We start from the raw sequence: 14657 nt of genomic DNA on the forward strand, positions 1-14657 counted from the left end.
CCCGCGCCGTGGTGGGCGCGGGACGACGGGCGTCGCGGGAGCTACTTGCGGCCGGCGCGCTTGCCGTAGCGGGCCTCGAAGCGGGCCACGCGACCACCGGTGTCCATGATCCGCTGCTTGCCCGTGTAGAACGGGTGGCAGGCGGAGCAGATCTCGACGGTGATGTTGCCGCCCGGCTTGGCGCTGCGGGTGGTGAACGAGTTGCCGCAGCTGCAGAGCACCTGGGTCTCGACGTACTCGGGGTGGATGCCGCTCTTCACGGAATCGGGGTCCTCTCGCCTCGTGGTCGCCGGGTCCCCGCGGCCGATGCCCGACGGGGTGAACCGGAACCTGGTCTGCGGGCCATTCTCGCAGGACCGCCCGCTGGTCACGTCAACCACCTCGGGGTCGCGGATGTTCCCGCGCCCCGACCCTCGCTCGGTCGCAGCGAACGCGCTGTTCGTACGCGTAGAAGCAGCGAACAGCGCGTTCGCTCCGGTCCGGGAGGTGCCTAGTCGTCGTCCTTGCCGGGGGTCGTCTTGGCCACCTGCATGAGGAACTCGATGTTCGTCCGCGACTTGCGCAGGCGGTCGAGGACCAGCTCGATGGCCTGCTGGGAGTCCAGCGCGGCCAGGACGCGACGCAGGCGGTGGGTCACCGCCATCTCGTCCGGCGAGAGCAGCAGCTCCTCCTTGCGCGTGCCCGACGGGTCGGGGTCGATCGCGGGGAAGATGCGCTTGTCGGCGAGCTTGCGGTCGAGCTTGAGCTCGGCGTTGCCGGTGCCCTTGAACTCCTCGAAGATGACCGTGTCCATCGTCGACCCGGTCTCGACCAGGGCCGTGGCGAAGATCGTCAGCGACCCGCCGTCCTCGATGTTCCGCGCGGCGCCGAGGAAGCGCTTCGGCGGGTAGAGCGCGGTCGAGTCGACACCACCGGACAGGATGCGCCCGGACGCCGGGGCCGCGAGGTTGTAGGCGCGGCCGAGACGGGTGATCGAGTCGAGCAGGACGACGACGTCGTGACCCATCTCGACGAGGCGCTTCGCACGCTCGATCGCGAGCTCGGACAGCGAGGTGTGGTCCGACGGCGGCCGGTCGAAGGTCGAGGCGATGACCTCGCCCTTCACCGAGCGCTGCATGTCGGTGACCTCCTCCGGCCGCTCGTCGACGAGCACGACCATGAGGTGGACCTCGGGGTTGTTCGTGGTGATCGCGTTGGCGATCGCCTGCAGCACCATCGTCTTGCCGGCCTTCGGCGGCGAGACGATCAGCGCGCGCTGGCCCTTGCCCACGGGCATGACCAGGTCGATGACACGCGTGGTGAGCAGGTGCGGCTCGGTCTCGAGACGCAGTCGCTCGTTCGGGTAGAGCGGCGTGAGCTTGGTGAACTCGGGCCGGCGCTTGGCCTGCTCGGGGTCGAGCCCGTTGATCGAGTCGATGCGGACCAGCGGGTTGAACTTCTGCCGGTTCTGCTCGCCCTCGCGCTGCTGGCGCACCTGGCCGGTGACGGCGTCGCCGCGGCGCAGTCCGTGCTTGCGCACCAGCGACATCGACACGTAGACGTCGTTCGGCCCGGACGCGTAGCCCGAGGTGCGCACGAACGCGTAGTTGTCGAGGACGTCGAGGATGCCGGCGACCGGGATGAGGACGTCGTCCTCGCGGACCTCGGGCTCGCCGCCGCCCTGCCCGCGCTCGCTGCGCTCGCCGCGGTCGTTGCGGTTGCGGCGGCGGTCGCGGAAGCGCCGGCCGCGCCGGCGGCCACCGCCCTCCTCGTCGTCGTCCGTGTCGTCGCGCTGCGTCTGCTGCTGGCCGCCCTGCTGCTGGGTCTGCTGCTGGCCACCCTGCTGCTGGCCACCCTGGCCACCCTGGCCGCCCTGCCCGTTCTGGTCGGGCCGACCCTGCTGGCGGTCGCGCTCGCGCTGGCGACGGGACTGTCCGCCCTGGTCACCGCCCTGCTGGCCGCCCTGCTGGCCGCCGTCGGGCGTGGTGTCGGGGCGCTCGGTGGCGGGCGCGCTCGACGTGGAGCTGGTGGCCTCGGTGGCCTCGGCGTCCGCGGCGGCCGCGGGCTGGGCGTTCGCGTCGACACCCGGGCCCGCGTCGCGGCGGGCACCACGGCGGCCACGGCGCGACGACGGCGCGCCGCCCTCGGCCGTGGCGCCATCGCCCGCAGAGCCCGCAGAGCCCGCAGAGCCGGTCGACGCGGGCTGCGCGGTCTCGGTGGCCGGAGCGGCTTCCGTGGCGGCGGCCGCGGCGGACTCGGCACCGGGCACGGCGTCGGTCGCGGCGGTCACCTCGGCGGACGCGGGGCCCGCCTCGGCGGGCGCGTCCGTCGCCGGGGTGCCGGTGGCCTCCTCGATGGTGGGCTCCGGCGGCGTGCCCGCGGCGGCGGTCGCGCGGCGGCGGCCACCGCGGCGACGCGGGGCCGCCGTGTCGGCGCCGTCGCCGGACGGGCCCGTCGCGGGCGCCTCGGCGGGCGCCTCGGCGGGGCCGGCCGCGCCGTCCGCGTCGGCGGAGGCGCCGTCGCCGCTGAGCGGGAGCTGGTCGCCCCCGCCGGACTGGCGCTTCTTGATCTCGGCGATGAGGTCGTTGCGCCGCATCCCCGTGGTGTCGGTGACGCCGAGTGAGGTCGCGAGGTCGCGCAGCTCGGCGAGCACCATGCCGGAAACACCTCCCCGCCGGCGCCGCTCGGGCGCGGTCGCCCCCGAGGCCCCGGCGTCGGCAGGGGTGGAGGCGTCGGTGGAGATGACGTCGGTTTCGGTCACGCAGGTCCTTCCTGACCGGCCCGGGGACCACCCGGACCAGCGGACGTGTCCGCCCCGCGGGGCGGGACTGCTCGCGGGTCGCTGCTGGCCCGGAGGGCCGACGGAGATCGGCCCCGGACGGTACGGCCCGCGGTGTTCACAGCGATCATGACGTGCCCCTCCGCCGGGCCGACCCGACGGATCAAGGAGAGGGCGTCCCGGACGGAGCGGGGACCAGGCACCGACGCGGACACGCGTGGTCGCTGTGGCCGCCAATGTAGACCCCACCGGAGGGAGCAGCAACAACCACCCCCACCTCGGCACGCAGTGCGTGTCAGAGGGCGTGTCAGAGGGTCTCGGCGCGTGCCCCGTCGGTGTCGACGGGTAGCGCCCGCACCGTGAAGCCCGTGGTGTCGAGGTCGTCGGGCAGGCGCCCGTCGAGGGTCAGCGCCAGCACCGTCGGCCCGGCGCCGGACACGACGGCGGCGATTCCGGCCGCCCGCAGCCGGTCCACCGCGGTCGCGGTCTCCGGGTACGCGGGGCGCCGGTAGGGCTGGTGCAGGCGGTCCTCGGTGGCCGCCAGCAGCAGCTCGGGTGCGCTGGTCAGGGCGTGCACGGCCAGTGCGGCGCGGGCGGCGGTGAACGCCGCGTCCGCGTGCGGGACGCGGTCGGGCAGCAGCCCGCGGGTGGCCTCGGTCGAGCTCGAGCGCGCGGACACCAGCGCCACGGGCCGCAGCGTGGGGTGGGGCGTCAGCCGCGCGGCGTGCCACGTGCCCTCGTGTCCCCAGGCGACGACGAGGCCGCCGAACAGGCAGGCCGCGACGTTGTCCGCGTGACCGTCGAAGCCCGCGGCCAGGTCGAGCACCGTGTCGTCGTCGAGCGGGTGCGTGTCGGCGAGCAGCGCCCGCGCCGCGACGATGCCGGCGACGGCCGCCGCCGCGGACGACCCGAGGCCACGGCTGTGCGGGATGACGTTGCGGCACCGCAGCCGCAGGGGCACCCGCGGGGCCCCGGCCCGGTCGAAGGTCGCCTGCGCGGCCCGCAGCACCAGATGGCGCTCGTCGCGGGGCAGGCGCCCCGCGCCCTCGCCCTCGACGTCCACGGTGCACGCGGGGCCGTCGGCGACGGCGAGCTCCACGTCGTCGTACAGCCCCAGCGCGAGCCCGAGCGTGTCGAAGCCCGGGCCCAGGTTGGCCGACGTGGCCGGCACCCGCACGCGCACGCCCGCGCGGGCCGGCACCGCCGGCTCGCGCGCGACCTGCGGCCCGGCGCTCAGCGCAGGCCCAGGGCGTCGGCGACGGCGTCCACGTCCGGCGGGAGCACGACGGGCTCGGGGGCGTCGGCGAGCGCGGTCGCCGGGTCCTTGAGCCCGTGGCCGGTCACGGTGCACACGACGACCTGCCCGCTGTCGAGACGGCCGGCCCGCGACCGGGCGAGCAGTCCGGCCACCGAGGCCGCCGAGGCGGGCTCGACGAACACGCCCTCGCGGGCGGCGAGCAGGCGGTACGCCTCGAGGATGGCGTCGTCGTCTACCGCCGTGATGTGGCCCCCGGACTCGTCGCGCGCAGCGATCGCGCCGTCCCAGGAGGCGGGCGACCCGATGCGGATGGCAGTGGCCAGGGTCTCCGGGTCGGTGACGGGCGCGCCGTGCACGAGCGGCGCGGCGCCGGCGGCCTGCACGCCGAGCATTCGCGGGGTGCCGGCCACCACGCCGTCCCCGGCGTACTCGGTGTAACCGCGCCAGTAGGCCGTGATGTTCCCGGCGTTGCCGACGGGCAGGGCGTGCACGTCGGGCGCGCGGCCCAGCTGGTCGCAGATCTCGAACGCCGCGGTCTTCTGCCCCTCGATGCGCGCCGGGTTCACCGAGTTGACCAGCGCGACCGGGTACTGCTCGGCCGCGCGGCGGGCCAGCTCGAGGCAGGCGTCGAAGTTGCCCTCGAGCGCCAGGATGCGCGCGCCGTGGACCGTGGCCTGCGCGAGCTTGCCCAGCGCGATCTTGCCCTGGGGCACGAGGACCGCGCAGGTCATCCCGGCGCGCGTGGCGTACGCGGCGGCCGAGGCCGAGGTGTTGCCCGTCGAGGCGCAGATGACGGCCTGGGCGCCGCCGGCGAGCGCCTCGGTCATGGCCACGGTCATGCCGCGGTCCTTGAACGAGCCCGTCGGGTTGGCGCCCTCGATCTTGAGGTGGACCTCGCAGCCCGTGAGCTCCGACAGGTGCGGCGCCGGCAGCAGCGGGGTGCCACCCTCACGCAGGGTGACGACCTCCCAGCCGGGCTGCACGCGGGGCATGCGGTCCCGGTAGGCGGGGATGATCCCGGGCCACTCGACGCGCGCGCCGAGCGCGACCGTCCCGGCCCCACCGATCACGCCGGTCACGACACACCCCCCAGCTCCGTCACGGGCCGCCCCAGACCCTCGACCCGCAGCACGCCGGCGACCCCCTGCACCGCGTCGAGCCCGGTCAGCGCGTCGACCGTGGCCGCGAGGGCGGCGTCGGGCGCGCTGTGGGTCACGATCACCAGTGTGGCGTCCCGGGCGTCCCGCGCGCCATCACCCTCGTCACGTGCGACACCGTCCTCGAGCCCGGTGCCGTTCCGGCCCTCCTGGCGCACCGTCGCGATGCTCACCCCGTGCTCGGCGAACACGCCCGCGACCTGCGCGAGCACGCCCGCGCGGTCGGAGACGTCGAGGGACACGTGGTATCGGGTGCGGGTGTCGCCCATGGCGACGATCGGCAGGTCGGCGTGGGCGGAGTCGCGCGGCCCGCGCCCGCCGATCACGCGGTTGCGTGCGGCGGCGACGAGGTCGCCGAGCACGGCGCTCGCGGTCTGCGGCCCGCCCGCGCCCTGCCCGTAGAACATCAGCTGCCCGGCGGCCGCGGCCTCGATGAACACCGCGTTGTAGGCGCCCGAGACCGAGGCGAGGGGGTGCGAGCGCGGGATCATCGCCGGGTGCACGCGGGCCGAGACGCTCGGCCCCGCCGGCCCCTCGACCTGCTCGCAGATGGCCAGCAACTTCACCGTGCAGCCCAGCGCGCGGGCCGCGGCGATGTCGGCCGCGGTGACGTCGCGGATGCCCTCGCGGTGCACGTCGTCCGCGGTGACGCGGGTGTGGAACGCGAGGCTGGCGAGGATGGCGGCCTTGGACGCGGCGTCGTAGCCGTCGACGTCGGCGGTGGGGTCGGCCTCGGCGTAGCCCAGGCGCCCGGCCTCCTCGAGGGCCTCGGCGTAGTTCGCGCCCGTGGAGGCCATCGCGGAGAGGATGAAGTTCGTGGTGCCGTTGACGATCCCCGCGACGCGCACGATCCGGTCGCCGGCGAGCGACTGCTGGATGGGGCGCAGCAGCGGGATCGCGCCCGCCACCGAGGCCTCGTAGTACAGGTCGGCGCCGGACTCGGCGGCCGCCGCGGCCAGCGCCGCCCCGTCCTCGGCGAGCAGCGCCTTGTTCGCCGACACCACCGACCGGCCGTTCTTCAGCGCGGTGAGCAGCAGCCCGCGCACCGGCTCGATGCCGCCGACGAGCTCGACGACCACGTCGACGTCCTCGCGGGCCACGAGGCCGGCGGCGTCGGTGGTGATGAGGTCGGCGGGCACGTCGGGATGGCGCTGGGGGCGGCGCACGGCCACCCCGACCAGGCGCAGCGGCGCGCCGACGCGCGCGGCGAGCTCGTCGGCCTGCTCGGTGAGCAGCCGCACCACCTGGGAGCCGACGACACCGCAGCCGAGCAGTGCGACGCCGACCGGCCGCCCGTCATTGCCGACCATGCTCACCCCACCTCCAACCGCGCCAGGTCGTCGAGCGTCTCGCGTCGCAGCAGCGGGCGCGACGTGCCGTCGGCCACGGCCACCACGGCGGGACGCGGCACCTTGTTGTACGCGCTCGCCATCGCGTAGCAGTAGGCGCCCGTCGCGGCGACGGCCACGAGGTCGCCCGGCGCGAGGTCGGCGGGCAGCCAGCAGTCGCGGACGACGACGTCGCCGGACTCGCAGTGCTTGCCGACGACGCGGGACCGGACGGGCGGGGCGGTGCCCGCCGTGCGGGACACGACACGGCAGTCGTAGTGCGCGTCGTAGAGCGCGGTGCGGATGTTGTCGCTCATCCCGCCGTCGACGCTGACGTAGCGCCGCCGCGCGCCGCCGCCCAGCTCGACGTCCTTGACGGTGCCGACCTCGTAGACGGTGACCGTGCCCGGTCCGGCGATGGCGCGCCCGGGCTCGACGGCGATCCGCGGCGGGGCGAGGCCCACGCGGGCGGACTCCCGCTCGACGATGGCGCGCAGCTCGGCGGCCATCCAGGCGGGCGAGCGCGGCGCGTCCGCGGTGGTGTAGGCGATACCCATGCCGCCGCCGAGGTCGACGGTGCCCAGGGCGTCGGAGACGGCCTCGCCGTGCTCGTCGCGGAGCTCGGCGAGCAGGCCGATCACCCGACGCGCGGCGAGCTCGAAGCCGTCCGCGTCGAAGATCTGCGAGCCGATGTGGCTGTGCAGCCCGACGAGGTGCAGGCCCGGCGACTTGAGCACGCGCCGCACGGCCTCCGTGGCGTCGCCCGAGGCCAGCGAGAACCCGAACTTCTGGTCCTCGTGGGCGGTGGCGATGAACTCGTGGGTGTGCGCCTCGACCCCGACGGTCACGCGGACCATGACGTCGGCGCGCACGTCGCGGGCGCGGGCCAGCTCGTCGAGGCGCGCGATCTCGACGTAGGAGTCGACGACGACCGCGCCGACCCCGGCGTCGAGGGCGGCGGCGAGCTCGTGGCGGCTCTTGTTGTTGCCGTGCACGGTGATGCGCTCGGGCGGGAAGCCGCCGCGCAGCGCGGTGCGCAGCTCGCCCTCGGTGCACACGTCGAGCCCGAGCCCCTCGTCGGCCACCCAGCGGGCGGTCTCGGCGGTGAGGAACGCCTTGGCCGCGTAGTGCACCAGCGAGGGGTCGCCGTACGCGGCGGCGTGCTCGGCGCAGCGGGCACGGAAGTCGGCCTCGTCGACGACGAACAGCGGCGTGCCGTACTGCTCGGCCAACGCCGTGACGTCGGCCCCGGCGAGACGGACGGCGCCGTCGGCACCGCGCGCGGCGTGCCGGGGCCAGACGGCGGTCGGCAGCACGTCGAGGGCGGCCCCGTCGGGTGGGGCGCCGCCGTCCTCGTGCTGCGGGATGACGTCGGCGTGGCGGGGCCCGGCGGGATGGGCGCGGGTCATCGGGGGATCACCACGGTGTGTTCAGCTCCGGAGAGGTCGTCACATGCGCTCGGGCGCGCTCACGCCGAGCAGGCCCAGGCCGTTGGCGAGCACCTGACGGGCCGCGGAGCACAACGCCAGCCGGGCCGTGTGCAGTCCCGTGGGCTCCTCGTCGCCCTGCGGCAGGACGCGGCAGGTGTCGTAGAAGCGGTGGTAGGCGCCGGCGAGCTCCTCGAGGTAGCGCGCGACGCGGTGCGGCTCGCGCAGGCTCGCGGCCGACGCCAGCACCCGCGGGAACTCGCCGAGGGTGCGGATGAGGTCGCCCTCCCGCGGGTGGGTGAGCAGCGCGAGATCCGGGTCGTCGGCGGTGACGCCCAGGTCGGCGGCGTGGCGGGCCAGCGACGCCAGCCGCGCGTGGGCGTACTGCACGTAGAACACGGGGTTCTCGTTGGTGCGGCTCGAGATCAGGTCGAGGTCGATCTCGAGCACCTGGTCGACCGACGAGCGCGCCAGCGTGTAACGGGCCGCGTCCACGCCCACGGCGTCGACGAGGTCCTCCAGGGTGATGATCGTCCCGGCACGCTTGGACATCTTCACCGGCTGCCCGTCGCGCACGAGGTTGACCAGCTGGCCGATGAGCACCTCGACGCGCGCCGGGTCGTCGCCGAACGCGGCGGCCACCGCCTTGAGCCGGTGGATGTAGCCGTGGTGGTCGGCGCCCAGCATGTAGATCGCGAGGTCGGCGCCGCGGGCGCGCTTGTCGCGGTAGTAGGCGATGTCGCCGGCGATGTAGGCCGGGGTGCCGTCGGACTTGATGACGACGCGGTCCTTGTCGTCGCCGTGCTCGGTGGAGCGCAGCCACCACGCGCCGTCGGCGAAGTACAGGGCGCCGTCGTCCTTGAGCTGCTGCACCGAGCGCTCCACCGCGCCCGAGCTGTGCAGCGCGAGCTCCGAGGACCAGACGTCGAAGTGCGTGCCGAACGACTCCAGGCTCGCTCGCATCTCGTCGAGCATCACCTCGACGCCGAGGCGCTTGAACGCCGCGAGCTTCTCGGGCTCCGGCTGGGCGAGCACGTCCTCGTCCGCCTCGACCACCTTCTGCGCGACCTCGGCGACGTAGGCCCCGCCGTAGCCGTTCTCGGGCACCGGGCGCCCCTCGGCGGCGGCGATCAGCGACTCGGCGAACCGGTCGATCTGCGCGCCCGCGTCGTTGACGTAGTACTCGCGGGTGACCGCGGCCCCCTGGGACGCGAGCACGCGGCCCAGCGCGTCGCCCACCGCCGCCCAGCGCGTGCCGCCGAGATGGATGGGACCCGTGGGGTTGGCCGAGACGAACTCGAGGTTGATCGCCTGGCCCGTGAGGTCGTCGGTGTGGCCGTAGTGCTCGCCCGCGGTGAGCACGGCATCGACGATGCCGGCCTGCGCGTCGGCGGCCAGGCGCAGGTTGAGGAAGCCCGGGCCCGCGACCTCGGCCGTGGCGATGGCGTCGGAGCCCTCGAGCTTGGTGGCGAGCCAGCCCGCGAACTCGGCGGGCGCGACCCCTGCCTTCTTCGCCGAGCGCAGCGCCAGGTTGGTGGCGTAGTCGCCGTGCTCGGGGTTGCGGGGGCGCTCGACCGTGACCGTCTCCGGCAGCACGGCCGTGTCGAGGCCGCGCTCGGTGAGCACGTCCACGGCGACGGCGTGCAGGAGGTCGGCCAGGGCAGCGGGGGTCACCCCCCGATTCTAGGGACGGGTGGTCATCGGTCCGACGCTCGGTGGTGGTCACGGGGGGTGCGCACCCATGACCGAGGGATCACCGGCTGCTCCGTATGCTCGGGGCCATGGCGAGTGGTGGGTCCGGGCGTCCGTCGGGGTCGCGTTCCGGGTCGCGCCCGGGCTCCGCGTCGAGGTCGTCCTCGGGGTCGACCTCGGGGTCGACGCGGCCGGGACGTGACGGCGGCGGTGCGCGCAACGGGCAGCGGGGCGGCGGCTCCCCGTCCGGCAAGGGCGCAGGCCAGCGCACCGGCCAGCGGCCCGACGCCAAGCGCGGGCCCAACCCCGTCACCCGCGGCAAGCGGCCCAGCACCGCGACCCGGCGCCAGGTGCCGTGGCTGCTCATCGGCGCGGTCACGGTGATCGTGGTGCTCGCCGTCGGGGTCATCGGGTTCGCGCTGATGCGCGAGGGGGAGGTCAGCGCCTGGCGCCCCAGCGACGACAACCGCGACCCGTCGCTCGCGATCCCGGGCATCGTCACCGGGCAGTACGCGGGCCAGCAGCACGTCACCGCCGAGCAGCGGGTGGCCTACGACCGCTCGCCCCCGTTCGGCGGCCCGCACGACGCGTACTGGGCGGCCTGCAACGGTGTCGTGTACCCCACCCCGGTGCGCACCGAGAACATGGTCCACTCCCTCGAGCACGGCGCGGTGTGGATCGCCTACGACCCCGCGCGCATCACCGGTCCGGCGGTGCAGACCCTGGCCGCCAGGGTCCAGGGCCAGGACTACACGATGATGTCGCCGTACCCGGGGCTCGACCAGCCGATCGCGCTGATGTCGTGGGGCCACGAGCTCAAGCTCTCCGACCCGAACGACCCGCGCATCGACCAGTTCATCTCCTCGCTGCGGCAGAACCAGTACCAGTACCCCGAGGTCGGGGCGAGCTGTGACGCGCTCGGCCCGGGCTACTTCGACCCCGACAACCCGCCGCCGTTCGACGCCTCGCCGCTGCCGCCGGACGCGGTGACGATGGACGGCCGCGGCGCGGCCGCGGGGGCCGGCGGATGAGCGCGCCGAGCTCGACATCGGAGTCGTCCGGGAGCCCCGAGGTCGACGTGACCGACCCGCCCCCGCCGGTCGACGACGAGGGCGGCGGCTCCGGGGGCTCCGGGGGCTCCGGGGGCTGGTGGTCGGCGAGCCCCACCTGGGCGAAGGCCTTCCTCGCCGGCGGGCTCGCGCTGCTGCTCGTGCTGGTCGGGGTGATCGGCGGCATCGCGCTCGGCCGCTCGACGGCGGAGACGTACGGACCGGCCGAGGACTCGATCGACGTCGGGTTCCTCCAGGACATGGTCGTCCACCACAGCCAGGCGGTGGAGATGGCCGTGTGGGCGCGGAGCAACACCGCGGACCCGGAGGTCCGCCAGATCGCCTTCGACATCGAGTCGACCCAGACCTCGCAGGTCGGGCGAATGGAGGGCTGGCTCACGCTGTGGGGCGAGCCGCTGCGGCCGCCGTCCGGGCAGTACATGGGATGGATGGGTATGCCGACGGCGTCGATGCCTGGAATGGCGTCGCCCGAGGACCTCGCCCGCCTGCGCGCCGCCACCGGCCGCGAGCTCGACGTCACCTTCCTGCAGCTCATGCTGCGCCACCACCAGGGCGGCCTGCCGATGATGCAGGCCGCCGAGGCCGAGGCGTCGGTGCCCGCCGTGCGCGCCCTCGCCGCGAGCATGGTGGCGTCGCAGTCGGCCGAGGCGGCGACGATGACCCAGATGCTCGCCGAGCGCGGCGCCGCCGCCCTCCCGGCGCCCGACGTCCACGCCGGCCACAGCATGCCGATGAACTGAGCGGGCTCCGCGCTCGACCCCACCGCCCCACGGGCGTGCGCCTGGTCAGCAGCGGGTGCGTGCGGCTGGTCGGCACAGGGGGTGTGCGAGCAATGCGGCTTTGCTGGCGTCCAACGCCAGGATCGCCACATCCTCGCGAGCGCGTGTGTCCGCCGGGCGTGTCCGGAGCGAGGCAGGCGTTCCGATCGCGGGCCGCGTCGCGAGCACCCCGGTGGCGCCCGGTCCCTGCCCCGGTGAGCGACGCTCAGGGAGTGCGTCCGGTCCGATGTCGATCTCCGTGGCGACCGTTGCGAGCTCCCTGACCACGAGACCCACCCGAAGATCTCCAGTCCTGGAGCGTTCGTTGCGCTCAGGAGAACGTTGGCTCCACTCGTCGAGATCTTCGCGACGTCGGTGACGCAGGACCCCTGCGCGGGTCGCCGAGGCGCCGAGCTACTCCCCCAGCCGCGCGCGCACCTCGGCCTCCGCCACGGCCAGGGGCGTCGCGTCGGCCTGACGGCGCATGGCGTCGAGCCGCTCACCGGCCTCCGGACGGCTCCACTCCCGCGCGAAGGCCCCGGACAGGATGTCCTCGTGCATCACGCGCGCGAAGCGCGTCGCGAGCTCGCCGTCGTCCTCGAGCGCTGCGAGCGACCGCAGCTGCCCGTACTGCGAGGTCCGCGAGTGCAGCCCCAGCTGCCCGAACAGCCCGTCGCGGGCGACGCGCGCGAACACCTCGGCCGGCTCGGCGGACAGGTACAGCTCGTTGAGCACCGCCTCCTCCGTGAATCCGGCACTGACGGCCACGCGGTGCGCGGTGCGCACGACGTCGAGGATCGCGGGCCACACGGCCTGCTCGCTGAACAGGTCGAGCGCGGCCTCCTCGCGGGCGCTGGAGACGATCGCGCCGCCGAGCGTCCCGCCGATCGCCCGCGCGAGCGCGAGCGTCGTCTCCCACGCGCGGCCGGTGGCGTCGCGCTCGACGGAGACGAAGCAGGGGAAGCCGGAGCGGTCGACGTAGCGGTCGCGCACCGCGGCGCCGATCATGCGCGGCGCGACCATCACGACGTCGACGCCGTCGGGAACCTCGAGCAGGCCGAAGTGCCAGTTGTACCCGCTCGCGACGACCAGGGTGTCGCCCGCGCGCAGGCCCGGCGCCACCTCGTCGCGGACGAGCTCGGGCTGGACCTCGTCGGGTACCAGCAGCAGCGCGACGTCTGCCTCGGCCGCGGCCTCGGCGATCGGATGCACGTCGAAGCCCCGCTCGCGGGCGGCCGTCGCGTACGCGTCGTCGCGGTTGCCGACCAGGGGCGTGAGTCCCGAGTCGCGCAGGTTCGCCGCCTGCGCCGCGCCCTGGTTCCCTGCACCGAGCACGGCGATCGTGCGGTCGGCGAGCACGGCGAGGTCCGCGGTCTCGATGCTGCGGTCCTGGTGGATCTCTGCGTGTGCCATGGCCCGAGCGTCGGGGCTCGGAGCGCCGTGCGCTAGGCTCGTGCGCGGTCCGCCCCCGTAGCTCAGGGGATAGAGCACCGCCCTCCGGAGGCGGGAGCGCAGGTTCGAATCCTGCCGGGGGCACCACGCGCTGATCATGTGTGTTCACGTGGCGCGCCTCGACGCGTCGCACGCCACCGCCGCCCGGTTCGTCCATGGGCCAGATCCGATCGCTGGTCGTCACGGCGGCCGCTGTCGGGCTGCCCCGGGACCGACCACAGGGACGCATGAACGTCACCTGCACCTCCACCGCTCCCACAGGTGCGGTCCTCGCCGTCGCGCCCGCCTCCCTGGGTGTCGCCGGCGACCACTTCGCCCGGCGGGCTGGCGGTCGAGACCGACGCCAGCGACGTCCACGGCGACCTCACCGCCCGGACCGGCGACATCGTCGTCATCGACGTGCACTCGCGCGAGGCGTGGGACCAGGTCCACATCGCCGGTGCCGCGCACTGCCCCACGCCGAGGTCCCGGGACGGAGCCAGGAGGTCGCGCCGGCCGGCAAGACGGCGGTCGCCTACTGCTGGGGCACGGGGTGCCACGGCGCCACGCGGGCCGCGTTCCGCCTCGCCCGCCTCGGTATCCCGGTCAAGGAGATGATCGGCGGCTTCGAGTGGGGGACTCGGGAGGGCCTGCCCGCCGAGTACGCCGACGTCGGCCGGTGTGGGCAGGTCGACCGCCTCACCGGCCTGCCGGACCCTCCACGACATCGTCCGCCACGGCGACACGGGTGCCGCTCGCCGGCACCGGATCGCGGTGCTGCTCCACCAGGGCATGGGTACGGTCGAGACCGGCACCGTCAGCGACGTCTTCGGGCTGTGGCGGAGCGATGACGGCGGCGTCAGCGCCTACGAACTGATCCTGTGCGCGCCCGATGGTGTCGTGCACGGCCTGGGCGGCATGACCTTGCAGGCCGGCTACGGCCTCGACGATCTCGCTCGCGGCGCTCGATCGCCGGAGCGGCGCGGTCGCCCGGGCGATGGCGCACGCGATCGCCCACCTCGCGGAGTCACCGTCGAGCGACTGGCACGCGAGGCCGGCAGGTCGACCCGCACCTTCGCCGCCATTTCCGGCACCTCCCCGATCCGCTGGCTCGACGCGCAGCGCGTGCGGGCCACGCTGCCGATGCTGGAACTCGGGCTCCTCGGGGTCGAGGTCGTCGCCGGCCACGTCGGGATGGATCGGGACGGACCTCGAGGCCCGCTCGTGTCTCGACGCCGAATCGCGACAGCAGTCATGGGATCCGCGCCTACCGTGGGGCCATGCGCGGTGATGACGTCCACGGGGAAGCGGCGCCCGGCGCGCTGCAGAGCGCGATCCGGTCTGCTCACGCACGAGGTGGCCACGGCCCCGCACCCCGGTTCTCCGAGGACGGGGGCGGGTCGGTCTTCGACGACTGGGGGCGCTGTGCCCGCGTGCAGCCGCTCGGCACGCGCACCCGCATCACCCTCTCCGAGGACGACCGGATGGTCGCGGAGGGTGAGGTGGACGCCGGCCACCTCATCGACCGGATCAGCACCTCCGGTGGGACCTACGAGACGATCGCCGCCGTGCTGAACGAGGAGAACGGCCCCGGCAGACATTCAGGCTGAGCGTGACGTCCCGCGCCTCCGGGCGCTGACGCGAGGCCCGGAACGTGTGCGACGTCGCGGCGGCCGGGCCCGCCCCGCCGACGGGGCCTCGCGCCGCGCGCGACCGAGTACGGTGGAGCACACCGAGGACCCCCTTGCACGCCGGCACTCGAGCAGGCGTCGTCGTCG

12 protein-coding genes and 1 tRNA gene are annotated in these 14657 nt (G+C 74.7%); 4 read left to right on the forward strand and 9 right to left on the reverse strand.

Going from position 1 to position 14657, the window contains the following annotated elements; genetic code table 11:
* Positions 1–41: 41 nt before the first annotated feature.
* The 7 genes from rpmE to argS form a co-directional block, all read right to left on the reverse strand.
* Entirely contained in the window at positions 42–260 is a 219-nt protein-coding gene (rpmE, locus tag C8D89_RS03060) for a 50S ribosomal protein L31 (protein WP_116706539.1), read from the reverse strand.
* Between the two features lie 230 nt (positions 261–490).
* Positions 491–2635 (reverse strand): transcription termination factor Rho, encoded by a 2145-nt coding sequence (gene rho, locus C8D89_RS03065; protein ID WP_423716664.1) that lies wholly within the window; start codon positions 2633–2635, stop codon positions 491–493.
* A gap of 430 nt (positions 2636–3065) precedes the next feature.
* Positions 3066–3959, reverse strand: coding sequence for a homoserine kinase (gene thrB / locus C8D89_RS03070; RefSeq protein ID WP_116706541.1), 894 nt, complete (start codon positions 3957–3959; stop codon positions 3066–3068).
* A gap of 32 nt (positions 3960–3991) precedes the next feature.
* Positions 3992–5008, reverse strand: a complete 1017-nt coding sequence (gene thrC / locus C8D89_RS03075) for a threonine synthase (RefSeq protein WP_116706902.1) — start codon at positions 5006–5008, stop codon at positions 3992–3994.
* Positions 5009–5091: 83 nt separating this feature from the next.
* Complete coding sequence (locus C8D89_RS03080; protein WP_116706542.1) at positions 5092–6483, reverse strand: homoserine dehydrogenase; 1392 nt, start codon at positions 6481–6483, stop codon at positions 5092–5094.
* A gap of 2 nt (positions 6484–6485) precedes the next feature.
* Positions 6486–7910 carry a diaminopimelate decarboxylase gene (gene lysA, locus C8D89_RS03085; protein ID WP_116706543.1) on the reverse strand — a complete coding sequence of 475 codons (1425 nt, stop codon included), beginning with the start codon at positions 7908–7910 and terminating at the stop codon, positions 6486–6488.
* Between the two features lie 39 nt (positions 7911–7949).
* On the reverse strand, positions 7950–9602 hold the full coding sequence (gene argS, locus C8D89_RS03090) for an arginine--tRNA ligase (RefSeq protein ID WP_116706544.1): 1653 nt from the start codon (positions 9600–9602) through the stop codon (positions 7950–7952).
* Positions 9603–9709: 107 nt separating this feature from the next.
* Here argS and C8D89_RS03095 point away from each other — a divergent pair, with 107 nt between their 5' ends.
* A complete protein-coding gene (locus C8D89_RS03095) occupies positions 9710–10651 on the forward strand; it encodes a DUF3105 domain-containing protein (RefSeq protein WP_116706903.1) in 942 nt (313 codons plus the stop codon).
* 47 nt (positions 10652–10698) lie between these two features.
* Entirely contained in the window at positions 10699–11430 is a 732-nt protein-coding gene (locus C8D89_RS03100) for a DUF305 domain-containing protein (protein ID WP_243417771.1), read from the forward strand.
* A 432-nt stretch (positions 11431–11862) separates the two neighbouring features.
* On the opposite strand, the gene C8D89_RS03105 is transcribed toward C8D89_RS03100, so the two are convergent.
* Positions 11863–12861, reverse strand: coding sequence for an NAD(P)-binding domain-containing protein (locus C8D89_RS03105; protein WP_116706546.1), 999 nt, complete (start codon positions 12859–12861; stop codon positions 11863–11865).
* A gap of 51 nt (positions 12862–12912) precedes the next feature.
* On the opposite strand from C8D89_RS03105, the gene C8D89_RS03110 reads away from it, so the two are divergent.
* Positions 12913–12987 (forward strand) — tRNA-Arg (locus C8D89_RS03110).
* Between the two features lie 591 nt (positions 12988–13578).
* Here C8D89_RS03110 and C8D89_RS03115 read toward each other — a convergent pair.
* Positions 13579–14067, reverse strand: a complete 489-nt coding sequence (locus C8D89_RS03115) for a hypothetical protein (RefSeq protein WP_116706547.1) — start codon at positions 14065–14067, stop codon at positions 13579–13581.
* Between the two features lie 92 nt (positions 14068–14159).
* Between C8D89_RS03115 and C8D89_RS28685 the strand changes: the two genes are divergently transcribed.
* Positions 14160–14489, forward strand: a complete 330-nt coding sequence (locus tag C8D89_RS28685; protein WP_133251799.1) for a hypothetical protein — start codon at positions 14160–14162, stop codon at positions 14487–14489.
* The last annotated feature ends 168 nt before the right edge of the window (positions 14490–14657 follow it).

The organism is Actinomycetospora cinnamomea (genome assembly GCF_003096675.1).
GTDB lineage: Bacteria > Actinomycetota > Actinomycetes > Mycobacteriales > Pseudonocardiaceae > Actinomycetospora > Actinomycetospora cinnamomea.